11 protein-coding genes, 1 pseudogene and 1 CRISPR repeat array are annotated in these 15,564 nt (G+C 52.1%); all 12 genes and pseudogenes read right to left on the minus strand.

The features are described from left to right. Positions 1-50: 50 nt before the first annotated feature. The 12 genes and pseudogenes from C7E10_RS03215 to cas1 all read right to left on the minus strand — a co-directional run bounded on the left by C7E10_RS03215 (position 51) and on the right by cas1 (position 15,561). Positions 51-1,370, minus strand: a complete 1,320-nt coding sequence (locus tag C7E10_RS03215) for a replication-associated recombination protein A (RefSeq protein WP_105325915.1) — start codon at positions 1,368-1,370, stop codon at positions 51-53. Positions 1,371-2,816: 1,446 nt separating this feature from the next. Next, a pseudogene (locus C7E10_RS03220) lies at positions 2,817-4,141 on the minus strand (IS110 family RNA-guided transposase). 705 nt (positions 4,142-4,846) lie between these two features. Beyond that, the gene (locus C7E10_RS03235) at positions 4,847-6,565 is read right to left on the minus strand and encodes a ClC family H(+)/Cl(-) exchange transporter (protein ID WP_105325918.1); all 1,719 of its coding nucleotides are present in this window, start codon (positions 6,563-6,565) and stop codon (positions 4,847-4,849) included. After that, on the minus strand, positions 6,562-7,839 hold the full coding sequence (locus tag C7E10_RS03240) for a diaminopimelate decarboxylase (RefSeq protein WP_105325919.1): 1,278 nt from the start codon (positions 7,837-7,839) through the stop codon (positions 6,562-6,564). Before C7E10_RS03240 ends, C7E10_RS03235 begins: the two co-directional genes overlap by 4 nt. Positions 7,840-9,583: 1,744 nt before the next feature. Continuing rightward, the gene (gene queE / locus C7E10_RS03245) at positions 9,584-10,237 is read right to left on the minus strand and encodes a putative 7-carboxy-7-deazaguanine synthase QueE (RefSeq protein WP_231086390.1); all 654 of its coding nucleotides are present in this window, start codon (positions 10,235-10,237) and stop codon (positions 9,584-9,586) included. Continuing rightward, positions 10,227-10,553: a 6-carboxytetrahydropterin synthase QueD gene (queD, locus tag C7E10_RS03250; protein WP_105325921.1), complete on the minus strand. Its 327-nt coding sequence runs from the start codon at positions 10,551-10,553 to the stop codon at positions 10,227-10,229. Before queD ends, queE begins: the two co-directional genes overlap by 11 nt. Continuing rightward, on the minus strand, positions 10,528-11,253 hold the full coding sequence (gene queC / locus C7E10_RS03255) for a 7-cyano-7-deazaguanine synthase QueC (protein WP_105325922.1): 726 nt from the start codon (positions 11,251-11,253) through the stop codon (positions 10,528-10,530). The genes queD and queC overlap by 26 nt, the downstream gene beginning before the upstream one ends. Then, entirely contained in the window at positions 11,246-11,710 is a 465-nt protein-coding gene (gene queF / locus C7E10_RS03260; protein WP_105325923.1) for a preQ(1) synthase, read from the minus strand. The genes queC and queF overlap by 8 nt, the downstream gene beginning before the upstream one ends. 227 nt (positions 11,711-11,937) lie before the next feature. Then, positions 11,938-12,534, minus strand: a complete 597-nt coding sequence (locus C7E10_RS03265; protein ID WP_105325924.1) for a class I SAM-dependent methyltransferase — start codon at positions 12,532-12,534, stop codon at positions 11,938-11,940. Continuing rightward, on the minus strand, positions 12,531-13,061 hold the full coding sequence (locus tag C7E10_RS03270; RefSeq protein ID WP_105325925.1) for a hypothetical protein: 531 nt from the start codon (positions 13,059-13,061) through the stop codon (positions 12,531-12,533). The genes C7E10_RS03265 and C7E10_RS03270 overlap by 4 nt, the downstream gene beginning before the upstream one ends. Positions 13,062-13,126: 65 nt before the next feature. Continuing rightward, a CRISPR array of direct repeats spans positions 13,127-14,067; the repeat unit is 35 nt; unit sequence ATTTCCGTCCCCTTTCGGGGAATCATTTAGAAAAT. 220 nt (positions 14,068-14,287) lie between these two features. Beyond that, on the minus strand, positions 14,288-14,569 hold the full coding sequence (cas2, locus tag C7E10_RS03275; RefSeq protein ID WP_105325926.1) for a CRISPR-associated endonuclease Cas2: 282 nt from the start codon (positions 14,567-14,569) through the stop codon (positions 14,288-14,290). Continuing rightward, positions 14,569-15,561 (minus strand): CRISPR-associated endonuclease Cas1, encoded by a 993-nt coding sequence (gene cas1 / locus C7E10_RS03280; RefSeq protein WP_105325927.1) that lies wholly within the window; start codon positions 15,559-15,561, stop codon positions 14,569-14,571. The genes cas2 and cas1 overlap by 1 nt, the downstream gene beginning before the upstream one ends. Between the last annotated feature and the right edge of the window lie 3 nt (positions 15,562-15,564).

The following is a 15,564-nucleotide window of genomic DNA, read 5'->3' on the forward strand; positions in this document are numbered from 1 at the left end:
AGGGAAAAGTTCTTACGATTCTTTGTCAAAATTGTGTCCAATTTGTTGGCTTACTTCTCATGGGCCTTCTTCCAGTCCCGGATTTGCCGCAGCCGCTCCTTGTACCGGGCTTCCAGCCCCTGTTCCGTAGGATGGTAGTAGGTCTTGTCCTTCAGAGAATCCGGCAGGCACTGCATGGCCGCCACCTTCTCCTTGGTATCGTGGGCGTACTGGTAGCCCTCCCCGTAGTGCAGGTCCGCCATCAGCTTTGTTGGCGCATTCCGGATCACCAAAGGCACCGGTTCCGCCAGGGAATTCACCGCATCCGCCTTGGCTTCCATATAGGCCAGCTCCATGGCATTGGACTTGGGCGCCATGGACAGGTAGATCACCGCATGGGTCAGATTCACACTGCACTCCGGCATCCCGATAAAATGACAGGCCTGGTAGGCAGCCACCGCCACCTCCAGCCCCCGGGAATCCGCCAGCCCCACATCCTCGCTGGCAAACCGCACCACCCGCCGGGCAATGTAGAGCGGGTCCTCCCCCGCCTCCAGCATCCGGGCCAGCCAGTAGACCGCCGCGTCCGGGTCCGAATTGCGCATGGACTTGTGCAGGGCCGAAATCAGATTGTAGTGCTCCTCCCCGTGCTTGTCGTAGAGCAGGGACTTCTTGGACGTACATTGCTCAATGATGTCCCGGGTAATGTACAGCCCGTCCTCCCGCTTCTCCCCGTTAAGCGCCACCATTTCGAGAGTCGACAGCGCCGACCGGGCATCCCCGTTGCTAAAGCGGGCAATCAGCTCCAGGTCCTCAGGCGCAATGTGCACATGGTCATTTTTCAGCCCCCGAGGGTCCGTCAGCGCCCGGTTCAGCACCTGGAGAATCTCCTCCGTAGAGAGCGCCTTCAGCACAAACACCTTGCACCGGCTCAGCAGAGCCCCGTTCACCTCAAACGAAGGATTTTCCGTGGTGGCGCCGATAAGAATAATGGCCCCCTTCTCCACAAACGGCAGGAACGCATCCTGCTGCGCCCGGTTGAACCGGTGAATCTCGTCCACAAATACAATCGTCCGGCTCCCGTAGCGCCGATTATCGTCCGCCCGCTGCATCACCGTGCGGATCTCCTTGATCCCACTGGTCACCGCAGAAAAATTGATAAACGTAGAATGCGTGTGCTGCGCAATAATCTGGGCCAACGTGGTCTTACCGACCCCCGGCGGACCCCAAAAAATCATGGAGGTGATCCGGTCGGCCTCAATCAAATTCCGCAGCACCTTCCCCGGACCCAGGAGCTGCCGCTGCCCCGCAAACTCGTCTAAATTGCGCGGCCGCAGCCGAGCCGCCAACGGCTCCTCCACCGGCGCTTCGAATAAACTACTTTCGTCCATAGGCCCCCTCCTGACAGTAAAATATCGATACATTCTATTATACCATATTGAGCAGGGGCTAGTGCGGTCCGCGAACCTGAAGTGTGCTGGTTCGGGGTATCCACTCTCTGTCACCTTCGGTGACATCTCTCCCCTACAGGCGAGAGATTTGGGCTGGTTAGTGCGGTCTGCGGAAATGGGAGGTGACCGGGCCCGCAAAGCGGGCTTGGAAGACCCCTATCGGCACCAGCGGTGCCGCTTCCCCCAAGTGGGGAAAGGTCTGTCCCCTTTTAGGGCTAGTGCGAACCGTTAGGTAGTCCAACTACAGAAAAATTGCCTACGGCAATTTTTTGCTGTAGAAAACTCTGTGCCGGATTTTTGGTCGACGTTCTCAACGGGTATAGTGCTGGCCTAGGCAACCTGATTTTGAACCCCATCCGCCGGTGATTCCACCGCCACCTTCCCCTTTTCCAGTGCACGCCAAGCAGTGCACTGGTAAGTGGAAGGCATGCGGCCGAAGGCCGCATATACTTGGTTAAACTTCCTCCGTCAGCCTTTGGCTGACACCTACCACAACGCTTTGCGCTCGCATCCAAGAGTCTACAGTTTATAAAAAGACTCTTGGTTCATGCGAGCCATGTGATAGCAGCCCAAGAAGCAAGCCCAAAATGGGCGTAGCTGATTGGCTAGCTGCGAACCACTGTGGTAGGCTTCCAAACCACTACTGGTCATGTAGAATCTAAAATATAGTGCTGATATGAAGTTGACCAGTGATGATTACGAACGTCTCCTTCAAGCGTGAAGGAGATACCGACGTAGTCGGCAGAGGAAGTTTATCCAGCTTTTCTGCGGCCGCCGGCCGCTTGCCTTCTCCGCACAACAGCAGTCCAAGCGGGGAAGGTGGGGCGCGGAGCGCCTCGGATGGGGCCTGCACTACCATTCTTCTAGAACTAGCCTTTTGCAAGCAACGAAAGCATTCCTGTATTCAGCTTTCTGCCTCATTACCGACTGAAATCAATTAGCAAAAATTGATTTCGGTCCTGTGATTGCGAAGCAATCACAAATGAGGAAGTCGCCACGCCGCGTTCCTCGCAAGTCTGGTGGGTCGTCTACAGTTCCTTGGAACGCGGGGTGGCGAAAGGTGCTCTACGCCCCACCGCCCCGGAGGGGTGCATACACACGTACCATTCTTGCGCAACGTGACTGCCTCTCCGTAGTGTCCGAGCGACAAGATGCCCCGCCAACCAAGATTCCAAGAGACGGGGTTCTGTGGCGCGAGGATACGACAGGAGAGCAGCGCAAACGCACTATGGTGACTGCAACAACTTTGCCAGTACTAGCATTTAACCTCTCGCCTTTAGCATTCTGGTAATATGTCAAGCATATTTTTTTTAAGATATTCTATGTATTAATCAAAAAAAGGGCGCACTTCACCTGCACCCGATGTTGCTTCAAAAAAAACGGGTGCTATTTGAAATCGTTATTCTGTTCGGCGTTCAACTTTCCGCCGGCGTACAGTTGGTTTTTGACCAGCAAACCAAAAACGAGTCGTACTAATTTACGAGATGCAAGCGCGAGTGCTCTTTTATGCTGATGCTTTGGCACTTCAGCATATTTCTTGGCGTAATACTCTGCGTATTCAGGGATGTATCTTCGGACACTGTTTGCAGCCTCTCCAATATAATTACGGAGATATGTGTTACCCGTTCTGAAAACGGGTGTTTCCTCGGCCACGAAGTCGCCTGAATCGCTCTTGCGCCAAGTAAGTCCAACGTATTTAGCTAGCGAATCAGCTGAGCGAAAAGCGGAAATATCACCAATCTCAGCGAGAATGCCAGCAGCCAAGACTGGTCCAATACCAGGAATGGACCGTAGAATCATGTAGGCGTTAGGATTAACGCCCTTGACCGTCTTTTCTATAGCATGATCAATTGCCTTAATTTCCTTCTTGTAAGACTCAATACAGTTGAACGAACTGGCCAGAGCGATTGTCAGGGGTTCAGCTGCACGCTTATCAAGACGATAGGAATCCTGGGCGGCCTTTTTTAGCAATTTAGAGGTTTCAGCTAAGTTTGTAATGCGATTCCGGCTTTTTTTTGCCAGAAATTGTAGGAGCTCTTCTTCGCTGGCATCCACAATATCCTGTACAGAAAAGAATTCTGTCAAAACGGCAGCTGAAGTGGTCCCAAAAATGTTACTAAAGGGCTGTGATTCCTGATCCAAAATCTCCAGTTCACTAAATTTAAGAAACAGATTGGAAATCATGTAGGTCTTTTCTCTTGTGATGCATTCAGCGAGGTGCAGTCGGTGCCGTGTCAGACGCTTGAGTGCAAGAAACTGACTGCCTCTCCAGGGAGAACTCTTGATTTTGCCAACCCGAGCTAAATCAGAAATGATATATGCGTCCGTTGAATCAGTTTTGGAAAGGCCAATAAAAGTTTTTGGTCAGTTGTNCCAATAAAAGTTTTTCGGTAATTCGCTGTGATTTTTGGATTGAGACAATAAACATACGGATGAAAAGGCATGAGAATTTCGCTGGCTGACAGGAAATTGGCAATATGAATACTGTACATGGAGGTGGATTCTAATGCGAAAACGATAGTATTTAGATTTCGATGAGAAAGCATACATTTACAGATAGCATTCGCCAATTTTTCAGCGCCAGGCTGATTATTAGGGAAAGAATCAGAAAGAAGCTTATTCTGTTCAAAGTCCATGGCATAGACAACATTGGATTTTGAACTTACATCAATACCGACGTATAAAGTTGACAAAGTGTTGATCTTAATCATGATATCATCCTCCTTCCCAGATCAGATTTGTGAAGCCTGAGCAAAAGGTTTATCCCAGGCATCATGAAGTAACCGCAACCTCGCGCAATTAGCATTCATCCTGTCAGCCTTTTTGCTGGTGCTAAGGCAGGAGATGCAACTTCTGTGTTAGCGGAGTAATGCTTCATGAGCTGGGCCGCATGCTAAAGGGAGCAGACACAGACGAACTGGCTGCAAGGGGAGATAGCAGTGCCTCCGGACATCAGACTCTACTGATATCGTACCATGGGAAAACCTTTTGTTACAGAGCTTCAGATTGTATAGACGGGAAACCGGAAGAGGAAAATTCTCCGAATGGTTCTTACCGCTATACGCACAAAAAATATGTATGTGAGCTGTTTTTAATAACTCACATACATATCATACGAGGGGAGAGGAAAGCATCACTACCTCTTTTAAAGGTAGTGATGCAGGAGAGTGGATACCCCGAGCCAGCACACTTCAGGTTCGCTGACCGCACCAACTGGTGGCTATGTTTTCAAAAATAGTCAGCGCTCCGTCGCTTTTTTGAAAATATACCCCAAAGAGAACGGAAAGGCAAACATTGCGAACAAGCACTCCAATTGCACCCATTTTAGTAACGCCCCACCCCACCCTCTCCCTTCAAAAAAAACGACTTGCGCCCTCTCCCGAGTTCGCAAGTCGTTTTCATATTCTTCTTTGTTTTTACTTCTTCTTTTCTTCCTTCGCCGCTTTTCCACCCTTACCATTCTTCCCTGCTTCAAGCGTTACTGGAGGTACCGGGGATTCTGCAGCGGCTTTCTTCTCTCCGCTTTCCTCCCCCAGCTTCCCAGCCCACTCAGGCCGTTCTTCCACCCGTGCGCGGAACAATCGTGCCAGTTCCCGCAGTTTGGCGTGGTTGGGGATGAGATACACATAGTCGCCGGCTAGTAACCGTGTATCTCTCTGGGGAATCAGGTCCTGGTCGCCCCGGCGGACGCTGACTACCAGCGCTCTGCCCGGGAAGCGGATTTCTGCCAGGGTCTTGCCCTCCACCGGGGACCCGCCTTCTACCGCTTCTTCCAGCAGGTTCTGCTGGGCGGGGGCCACCAGGTTGTTCTTGTTCCGCTCGTGCTTGTCGATGATTTTCTCCAGCATGGCGTCAAAGATCGGGGTGTCGTGGCAGAGTTCGCCGGCTGCATAGGCAAACAGGGACACGATGCCCAGGGGCACCAGGTGATAGAACCGTCCTGTCAGTTCCAACAGCAGCAAAATGGCGGTAACGGGGGCCCGGACGCAGCCGGTAAAGAACCCGGCCATGGCAAAGACCACCATGTGGAGCCGGTATTCGGGAGGCAGCCAGCCCATTTCCATGGCTACGTTGCCGTAGATGGCACCGCAGACAGCGCCCAGTACCAGCATGGGCTGGAGGCTGCCGCCGGGGGCTCCGGACCCGGTACTGAACAGGGTGAACACAAACTTGCCCACCAGCAGCACCAGGAGAATGGCCAACGTTCCCTTCAGCTCCACCATATCCTCGATGATATTATCCCCGGCGCCCAGCACTTCAGGCAGGAGATAGGTCAGGGGAATAGTTAGCAGCAGGGGGAATGCCAGTTTCATCCAATGGTAGCGGAAAATGGGCAGGCCGTAAAAGCGCCCCATGTTCATGCTGCCCTTGTTGAAGGCCACCCCCATGAGCCCGGTAAAAAGCCCCAGCCCGATCAGGAGCGGCAGGTATTCCACCGGCATAATGGGCATTTTGGGAATCAGGAACACCGTTTCCCAGCCAAACACCGAATGCACCAGCACCGTGGCCACAATACAGGCCATCAGGGTGGGCACCATCACCATGGCGGACATATTCTTGTGGATGGTTTCCATGGTGAACATGACCCCCGCCATAGGGGCGTTAAAGGCCGCAGCCAGCCCTGCCCCGGCACCGCTGCTGATCAGCGCCCGCTCCTCCAGATTGGTGTTGTTGAGGAGCCGACTGATGCCCTGGCCGGACATGGCCCCGATCTGTACCGAAGGCCCTTCCCGGCCCATGGACAGCCCGGCACCAATACCCAGGGACGTATCCACCAGTTTGACAAAGATGACCCGGGCCCAGTGGGGACTTTTGGTCAGTCCCAGCACAATGCCCCGGACCTGGGGAATGCCGCTGCCGCCTGCCATAGGCGCCCAGCGGACCAGGCCGCCCATGATGATGGCCAGCACCACCAGGGCCCCTACCCATAATAAGACGTACGCGGGAGGCACGTTCTGCAGAAATTCCACCATGGAATCCCGCCGTTCAGCCACAAAACCCAGCCCCAAGCGCAGGAGAGTGATTAATAAGCCGGCCGCCACTCCCACCAAAATGCCCTCGAAGGCCAGACGCAGCTTCAGACCGGGTATGTGCAGCATACCCTGCAGCGTCTTTTCCCGCTCGCTTTTATTCACTCGTACTTCTTCAGATCGTCGAACAGGCCGGTGAAGTCCAACGTAGCAAAGTAATCTTGAGGAGTCTCGGCACGGCGCATCATTTCAATGCTGCCGTCTTCCTTCAGCAGGAATTCCGCACACCACAGCTTGCCGTTGTAGTTGTAACCCATGGCGGAACCGTGGGCCCCGGCATCGTGGATGAACAGATAGTCGCCCTTTTCCAGTTTGGGCAGCGGACGGTCCACCGCGAACTTGTCGTTGTTTTCGCACAGACCGCCGGTCACATCGTATACCGTGTCGCAGGCAGCGTCTTCCTTGCCCAGCACCGTAATGTGATGGTAAGCCCCGTACATAGCAGGCCGCATCAGGTTGGCAGCGCAGGCATCCACCCCAGCGTATTCCTTATAAATATGTTTGAAATGCAGCACCTTGGTAATCAAAGCGCCGTAAGGACCCGTCACAAAACGGCCCATTTCGGTGAACAGCGCCACATTGCCCATGCCAGCCGGAACCAGCACCTCGTTGTACACCTTCTCCACCCCGGCACCAATGGCCAGAATATCGTTGGGTTCCTGTTCCGGACGGTAAGGAATGCCCACGCCGCCGGACAGATTGATGAATTCCACGGCCACGCCGGTTTCTTCCTTCAGGTCCACAGCCAGCTGGAACAGCTGCCGGGCCAGTTCCGGATAATAGTCGTTGGTCACCGTGTTGCTGGCCAGGAACGCATGGATACCAAAATGCTTGGCACCCTTTTCCTTCAGAATCTTGAAAGCGTCCCGAATCTGTTCCCGGGTCATACCGTACTTGGCGTCCCCAGGATTGTCCATGATCCCGTTGCCCAGGCTGAACACACCACCCGGGTTGAACCGGCAGCAGATGGTTTCCGGAATACTGCCAGCCACCTGTTCCAGGAAGTCGATCATCGTAAAGTCATCCAGGTTGATGATAACCCCCAGATCACTGGCCAATTTCATATCTTTTACCGGCGTATCGTTGGAAGAAAACATAATATCATGCTTCTTGAAACCACATACATCGGACATAATCAATTCCGTGTAGGAAGAACAGTCCGTCCCGCAGCCCTCCTCCTGGAGAATCTCCAGCAGCTTCGGCAGCGGCGTAGCCTTCACCGCAAAATATTCCTTGAAGCCCTTGTTCCAGGCAAAAGCCTGACGAATCTTCCGAGCCGTCTCCCGGATACCCTTCTCATCATACAAATAAAACGGAGTGTCATAGGTCTTGGCAATCTCCAGGACCTTTTCTTTCGTTACAAAAGGAACTTTCTTCATTATACGAATATACCCCCCTCAGGTTTATATGTGTATTGTACACTGTATTTTATTTTACCATTATCGGGGGAGAGAATGAAAGAGTTTTTTCCCGAAGAGAATGTGTATTGGAGGAAATGAGACAGATCTTACACATTTTGTGAACGAGAAGGAGTTTTTCTAGGTGAAAGTACGTAAGTTAGGGCGAACAAGGGGGAATAGAGTATGGGAATAAGGAGGAAAACCTACACTTTTCTGCGAAAAGTGTAGAGGTGTTTTTAAGAATATATAGAGCCCGCCTAGGCGGGCTTGGAAACCCCTATCGGCACCTGTGGTGCCGCTTTCCCCAAATGGGGAAAGGCCTGTCCCCTTTTGGGGCTAGTGCGGACCGTTATGTAGTCCAACTACAGAAAAATTGCCTACGGCAATTTTTTGCTGTAGAAAACTCTGTACCGGATTTTTGGTCGACGTTCTCAACGGGTGTAGTGCTGGCCTAGGCAACCTGATTTTGAACCCCATCCGCCTTCCTAGCGTCAGGCACCTTCCTCTTTACCAGTGCACGCCAAGCAGTGCACTGGTAAGTGGAAGGCATATGCGGCGCTAGCGCCGCGAAAAAGCGGTAATTAAACTTCTATCGGCACCTACCGGTGCCACTTCCTACAGCGGTTCGCCGTATTCCATTCGCCATCGCCTTGCAGGCTTGGCTCCTGGACGGCTGTCGCATGGGCCTTATTGACCAAACATCCTTTGGATGCCTGTGGGGATGTTTGGATGCGGCCGCAACGCTTACAGGAAGCGTTCTATGCCGCTGCTGTTCAAGTTCTAGATGTGGTTAGATGTAGAATTTTTTTACCTATCATAATTCTTTTCTCAAAACCCGTTTAGCACATGACTCGTATGGGCCTAAGGCCGGCCCCTTCAAGCGTGAAGGGGCTGTCAGCCCAGAGGGATGACTGAGGAAGTTCACCCATATTTTGCGGCCGCCGGCCGCTTGCCTTCTCCGCCCAACAGTGGTCCAAGGCGGGGAAGGTGCCGGCAACTCGCCGGCGGATGGGGTCTTGTACGACCAAGGTTCTTGCACTAGAGTATTGTAAGAAACGGGAACGTCACCTCAAGTTATCTGCCTCGTTGCGGCATTTTCCAAGCCCCCTTGGAAGATGCCCTGTGATGAGCGCAGCGAAGCACCAACGAGGAAGTCGCCACCGTGCGTTCCTCGCAAGTGTAGTGGGTCGTCCACAATTCCTTGGAACGCACAGTGGCGGAAGGTCCCCTCGCCCCCGCTACCCCGGAGGGGTGCATACACACGTACCAAACTTGCGCAATGTAACTGCCACTCCGCAGTGTCCTGGAGTCTTCATCGTCGTCCTGATAGGCCCTTGCGGGTCCCGCTTTTGGTAAGGTGTCGGCACTTCAGAGGCCCATGCCCAATGTAAGGACACGATAGAGGGGCAGCGCAAACGCACTAGGGTAGCTGCAACAAATTTGCCAGTACTAGCCTGATTACAGCTTGTGGTACACCGTTTCTGCGGGGTGTGTTTTCAAAAACAGTCAGCGCTCCGTCGCGTTTTTGAAAATATACCTTAAAGAGAACGGAAAGGCCAACATTGCGAACACCATCCCAGTCCCCGAATGGGCCTGCACCCATTTAAGTAGCGCCCCGCACCAACCCAATTCAGAATGCCCGAAGGGCCCCTTCTTCTCATCAAAAAACCAGGCTTTCGTCCAATCCGAAAGCCTGGTTTTCCCATTTTACATCATATTCCCACTACACCCCGCGCATGGCCGGGTCCCAAATCACCTTATGCAGCTGTACCTGGACGCACACATTGGCCAACTTGTGCTCCCGGACGAACTCCACCAGTTCCTTGGGCTCTATCTCCCCATACACCGGGGACAGGTACACTTTGGCGGTAAAGGGGTACTGTTCCAGTACCTTGACCATATCCGCCAAATCTTCCTGGCTGCCCACCACGAACTTCACCACGTCGTCTGCGTTCAGCTGGGACAGGTTGCCCATGAGCATCTTTTCCCGGGCGCCGGAGGACGGGGATTTCACATCCATGGTATAGAACAGCCCGGCAGGCCGCGCCCGCAGCAGGGGCACGGCGCCGTTGGTCTCGATATTCACCTCGTACCCTTCCTGGCTGAGGATGCCGCAAAGCTCCTCCAGAGGCTGCAGCAAAGGCTCGCCGCCAGTAAGGGTCACCTTCTTCCAGGGGTAGCTGTGGATCCTGTCCAGCAGCTCCGCCAGGTTCAGCACCTCCGCCGCGTCCTTCACGTTCCAGGAGTAGGCCGTATCGCAGTAGCTGCAGCGCAGGTTGCAGCCGGCAAAGCGCACAAACACCGCCATATAGCCGGTGCGCTTCCCCTCCCCTTCCACGGAGTCAAAAATCTCTACCAGGGGAAACTCAGTCTTCATAAATCGCCACATTCCCTTCCGATTCCTGGACGGAAACCCGGGTGCAGTAGGGAACCCGGTCGTGGATCCATTTGGCGATGTTTTCCGCCGTAGGGTTGATTTTCACCACATCGTTGATGAACGCATGGTCCAGGGCCATGACCACTTCCTTGATCTTGCCAAAATCCACCACCATGCCGTTTTCGTCCAGCTCTTCCCGCTGACAGGTCACATCAATGATCCAGTTGTGGCCGTGCAGATGGGTACATTTGCTGGTATAGTTCAGGTCCAGCCGGTGCGCGCCGCTGACTTCAATTCTTTTTGTTACTGTGTACATCATATTCCTCCAAAGCTGGGTCCGGGACCCCGTTGGCCGCAAAAGCCCTGGCCCGGTCGATACAGGTGCCGCAGGTGCCGCAGGGACGGTCGCCGCCCTCGTAGCAGCTCCAGGTGAGTTCATAGGGAGTCTTCAGTTCCAGGCCCCGTTTCACCACCCCGGCCTTATTCAGCCCCGCAAAGGGCGCTTCCAAATGACATTGGTTGTAGGTGCCGATGGAAATGGCCTTCCCCATGGCAGCCACAAACTCCTCGCTGCAGTCCGCATAGGCGTTCCCTGCTGCATCGTCCGCATGGGCCCCCAGGTAAATGGCCACGTCATCGTTTTCGTACAGGCTCATAGCCAGACTGGCCACCGCCGACAGCATCAGCCCATTCCGGAAAGGCACGTAGGTAGAAACCTTCCCCTCCCCGTTTTCCGCAATCTGCTGGTCGTAGCTCTTATGGACAATCTCCTCCGTGGAGCCCTGGAGCAGGGAGCAGTTGGAATACTGGAAAATCCCGGACAGATCCAGCTCATAATGGGGCAAACCATAGTACTCCGCCACCTTCCGGGCCGCTTCCAGTTCCTTTACGTGCTTCTGGCCGTAGAAAATGGAAACCGTGGACACGTTTTCCTTCCCGAACGTCTCCACCGCCACCGACACACAGGTGGTAGAATCCACCCCGCCGCTGGAAAGCACCAGTGCTTTCTTACTCATGGATGAAAGCCTCCATTCTCCGCTTGGCCATATCCTGGTAGTCCGGCTGGGCATACACCGCAAAGGGCAGAATGCTGATGCCGCCCCGGGGATTAAAGTACCCCGCCACCTCCAGATATTTGGGGTGCAGCAAGTTCACCAGGTCGTTTTTGATGATATTCACACAGTCCTCGTGAAAATCCCCGTTGTTCCGGAAAGAGAACAGGTACAATTTGAGAGACTTGCTTTCCACCAACGCATGGTCCGGAATATAGCTGATCACAATCCGGCCAAAATCCGGCTGCCCCGTCTTCGGGCACAGACTGGTAAATTCAGGACAATTCAGTTTCACCATATAAGGCGCTTCCTCGTGCTTGTTGGGGAAGCATTCCAGTACGCCGGGATTGTAGGTGTTGGCATAAACAGTCTTGCCGCTGCCCAGTTCCGTAATCCCTGCCAATTCTTCTTTCGTTCTCATAATAACCTCCTAAAAACATTCCCCTTAGGGTTGTCAATATCCTATTATATAACATCTTGCCTCGAACGTCTAACCGTAAAAACAAACAAAAGCCCAGGGCAGCACGCCCTGGACTGGCAATCCACGCCCCTTGTGAAAAGGGGCGACATAACGGATAATAATTATCCGTTAGTTCAATAATAATTTCAACCCACGCTCCTTTTGATTGGAGCGACTGTAAAGCATCCTTACTTTTTCGCCAGCACATTCACCCAGCAAAATCCCTGCCGCTGCAGCAGGTCCCCGCTTTCCCACAGCTCCAGCAAGTTCAGCCCACTTCCCTGCACCAACTGCCGGATCTCCTGGGGGGAATAATTGGCAAAATACCGGCCTTCCCCGTCCATCCCTGTTACGATACCACATTTCAGGGAAAAATAAAATATACCTTCCGGCGCCAGACAGTCCCCCACCCTGCCCAGGAACTTCCGGCATTCCCCTTTCGTCAGGTGGAGCAGCACCGCATTGGCCCAAATGCCATCATACAGTTGCTCCCCCTGCCAGTCCTGGAGCCGTTGGCATACCACCCGGACCCCTGCGTGCTGCCCAGCCAGCCGGCACAGCACCTCCGAGGCCTCCAGCCCCTCAGCCGCAAAACCCCGTTGCCGGAAAACCGCCAGATCCCGGCCGCTGCCTGCCCCCAGGTCCATAATGCGCCCACCCGGCTGGACAAGCCCCAGGAACCGGTCCCGGTTGGCAGCCATATCTACCCCCACCGTCCGGGCATAGTAGCTTTCCCCCTGGGCATTGTAGTAAGCAATGGTCCTGTCGTTTTCCCAGCTCATCATTTCCCCCTGGCCCAGGCCGCTTCCACTTCACCCCAGCGCTGCTCCACTTCCAGCAGCAGCTGCTGCACATTCCCCTGCCGCACCAGCTGAAACAAAGCCTCCGTCAGCACAATACCCTTGCTGCTGCCCACAAACCGCTTTTCAAAAAACCGCACCGGCACCGCTTCCCCGTTTACAATGTGGAAAGCGTCAAGAACATTGTTGAACCCGTACTGCACCACCACCTGCAGCAGCGCCTCCTGGTTGATTTTGCCCGCATTGAACTCCTCACAGCTGCGAAACACCGTACTGGAACGACTGGTGAACTGCCGAGGCGCCCTGGCCGTGTGGATACACAAGTACCAGGCATAGGGCACCGCCAACTCTTCCAGCGAGACCCGTTTCTGCCCCCGCTGCGCCAGCTCCAGCAGACACCGCGCCAAAGCAAATTTGTAGGTAGCAGAATGCTGCCCGTAGAGAACAATAGCAGCCCAGCAGGCCTGCACCCGGGGGAACTGCTGCTGTAAAACCTTTAGCTCACTGGTCATCGTGACGCCTCCAAGGGAAAAAGCTAAAAAAATTGTCTTTGCTATAGGAAGCTCATATAGCAAAAATTTCCGTCCCCTTTCGGGGAATCATTTAGAAAATCCAGAATTACATCGTATGCCAATACGCAGTTGCTTTTAAGTTTCCGTCCCCTTTCGGGGAATCATTTAGAAAATTGTACTACTATGCGGTATTCCATCTGAAGGATGGCGGCTACGGGTTTCCGTCCCCTTCGGGGAATCATTTAGAAAATAATCACATTCACAGGGGGTGAACAAGATGACGAACAAAGTTTCCGTCCCCTTTCGGGGAATCATTTAGAAAATTTCCAGAAACGCGCAATCTTTTAAACCGCCGGAATACCACGAGATTTCCGTCCCCTTTCGGGGAATCATTTAGAAAATCGGTAGGCATCCAGGTCTTCATTGTAATTTTTTCCGTTGCATAATTTCCGTCCCCTTTCGGGGAATCATTTAGAAAATCAATAAAAGCATCAAAGAGTTACCGCAATGGCAACACCTGATATTTCCGTCCCCTTTCGGGGAATCATTTAGAAAATTGGGTATCCATTAAGAAGTACACACAAAGGGGGAATTAAAATATTTCCGTCCCCTTTCGGGGAATCATTTAGAAAATAGGTTGGCAATAATTTGATACAATAAAGACAAGCAAAAATTTCCGTCCCCTTTCGGGGAATCATTTAGAAAATTGGGGAGTGATCCTCGTTGGATTTACATCTTATGCTAATTTCCGTCCCCTTTCGGGGAATCATTTAGAAAATGGAATATGAAAATGCGGTAACGATGAAGGGATTGGAACAACAATTTCCGTCCCCTTTCGGGGAATCATTTAGAAAATTGAAATCTTCTCTAGTTTTTGCTCTCATCGTGATGTATTTCCGTCCCCTTTCGGGGAATCATTTAGAAAATAGTAGGGGGGAGATAGGATCAAGCCGTTTATCCGGTTTGATCCTATTTCCGTCCCCTTTCGGGGAATCATTTAGAAAATCCTAGCCCCTGGAAGCCGCTTTCTGCCTGGCTGAAAACAGGGAAAAACGGCGCTGTTGGTAAAATTGGAGGAAATGGGTGCACATAGCAGCGGTAAAATACCTGCAAAGCCAGACCCCATGCGGTCCGGCGCTGTTTTACTATCAAGTGCAGAACAACTGCTTTTTAGTATAACAGGACTTACTGTCGTCCGTAAAGAGAATTTTGCTTATTCTCTTAGCTTACAAAATCACGCAGTCTTCTTCTTTCCGTTCGCCCAGTCCCCAGGTGTAGACATTCACAATAGAATCAAGAATATAGATACGCAAGGAATCTGTTGCAGGGTCGATTATACGATGGCTTTCATCAATTAATCGATCATACTTTTTGCGTCCTAAAAGTGCCTCAAAAGCAGATTTCTGCACTCTCACGCCGTACCGTTCCAGACACTTTACCATTTTATTCCGTTTCTTGTTATCTACGATGTCATAGATAATCAGGACGATACATTCTTTTTCTCTCATCAGAAAATCTCCAGGGGTTTATATAAGGCAAAATCTTCATTTTTAAGTGCTGCTGCATAAGCCCTGCACTGCTGGGCAATGGATTCCCGGTAACTATGAGCCCCTTCAATATATTGATTGTTCGAGCAAAGTTTTTTGTGATACGCCTGAAGGAAGATTTTTCGTCCTTCTGCATTCAAAAAACAACCCTCTTCTATCGTGTCAAAACAGTCCAGATTCACCATATGCTTTCTCACTAAACTCAGCACCAACGAATCCACCAAAGGAGCTCTCCATTCTTCAATCAAGTCGGAAACCAAGGCTGGATGGCCTTTAGCCAGGGCATGGCAGAAGCCTACATAGGGATGCAGACCTTGGCCTACAACTGAACTAAGAATCTCATTAAAGAGCATACTATAGCCCATGCTCAGCATAGAATTGAAAGGATCTCTTGGTGGATGTTTGGTACGCTTGGAAAACGCAAATTCCTCGGGAACAATCTGCCCCAACGCATCGAAATATACCCTACTGATGATTCCTTCATAACCCATCAGTTCTTGCACATTTTCGGTTCTGAAAATACGTCCCCGCAGCGTAACGATATTATGAATCTGCGATTCCAATAATCCTTCAGCTACATTTCGCTGATATCGACGCAATATCGTTAACTGGTTATGTGTCTTGGCAGCTATGACTTTTTTAGCCAGCTCAAAATAGAAACTTCCATTTAACAATAGTTCAAACTGTTTCTGCTGCTTAAAAATATCCACCTGCTGGGTATTCACCAATGTACCAAAATATTGTCCTTTTCCAGAAAGCCAGGTAATAGGAATTCCGCGCTGAATTAAATCAGTGAGTAAATTGGAGGAAATTTGGACATGATCTACCACAGTAACATCTTCCACCTTTTCCAAGGGAACTTCCATCAAGACTTCGTTATTCCGCCCAATGCTTACATGGCCGCCTATGCGCCGAATAAAAGCGCCGCCTTCAGTTACATACAGAGACGTCATCCC

It is taken from the genome of Acidaminococcus hominis (assembly GCF_900291475.1).
GTDB classification, from domain to species: domain Bacteria; phylum Bacillota; class Negativicutes; order Acidaminococcales; family Acidaminococcaceae; genus Acidaminococcus; species Acidaminococcus hominis.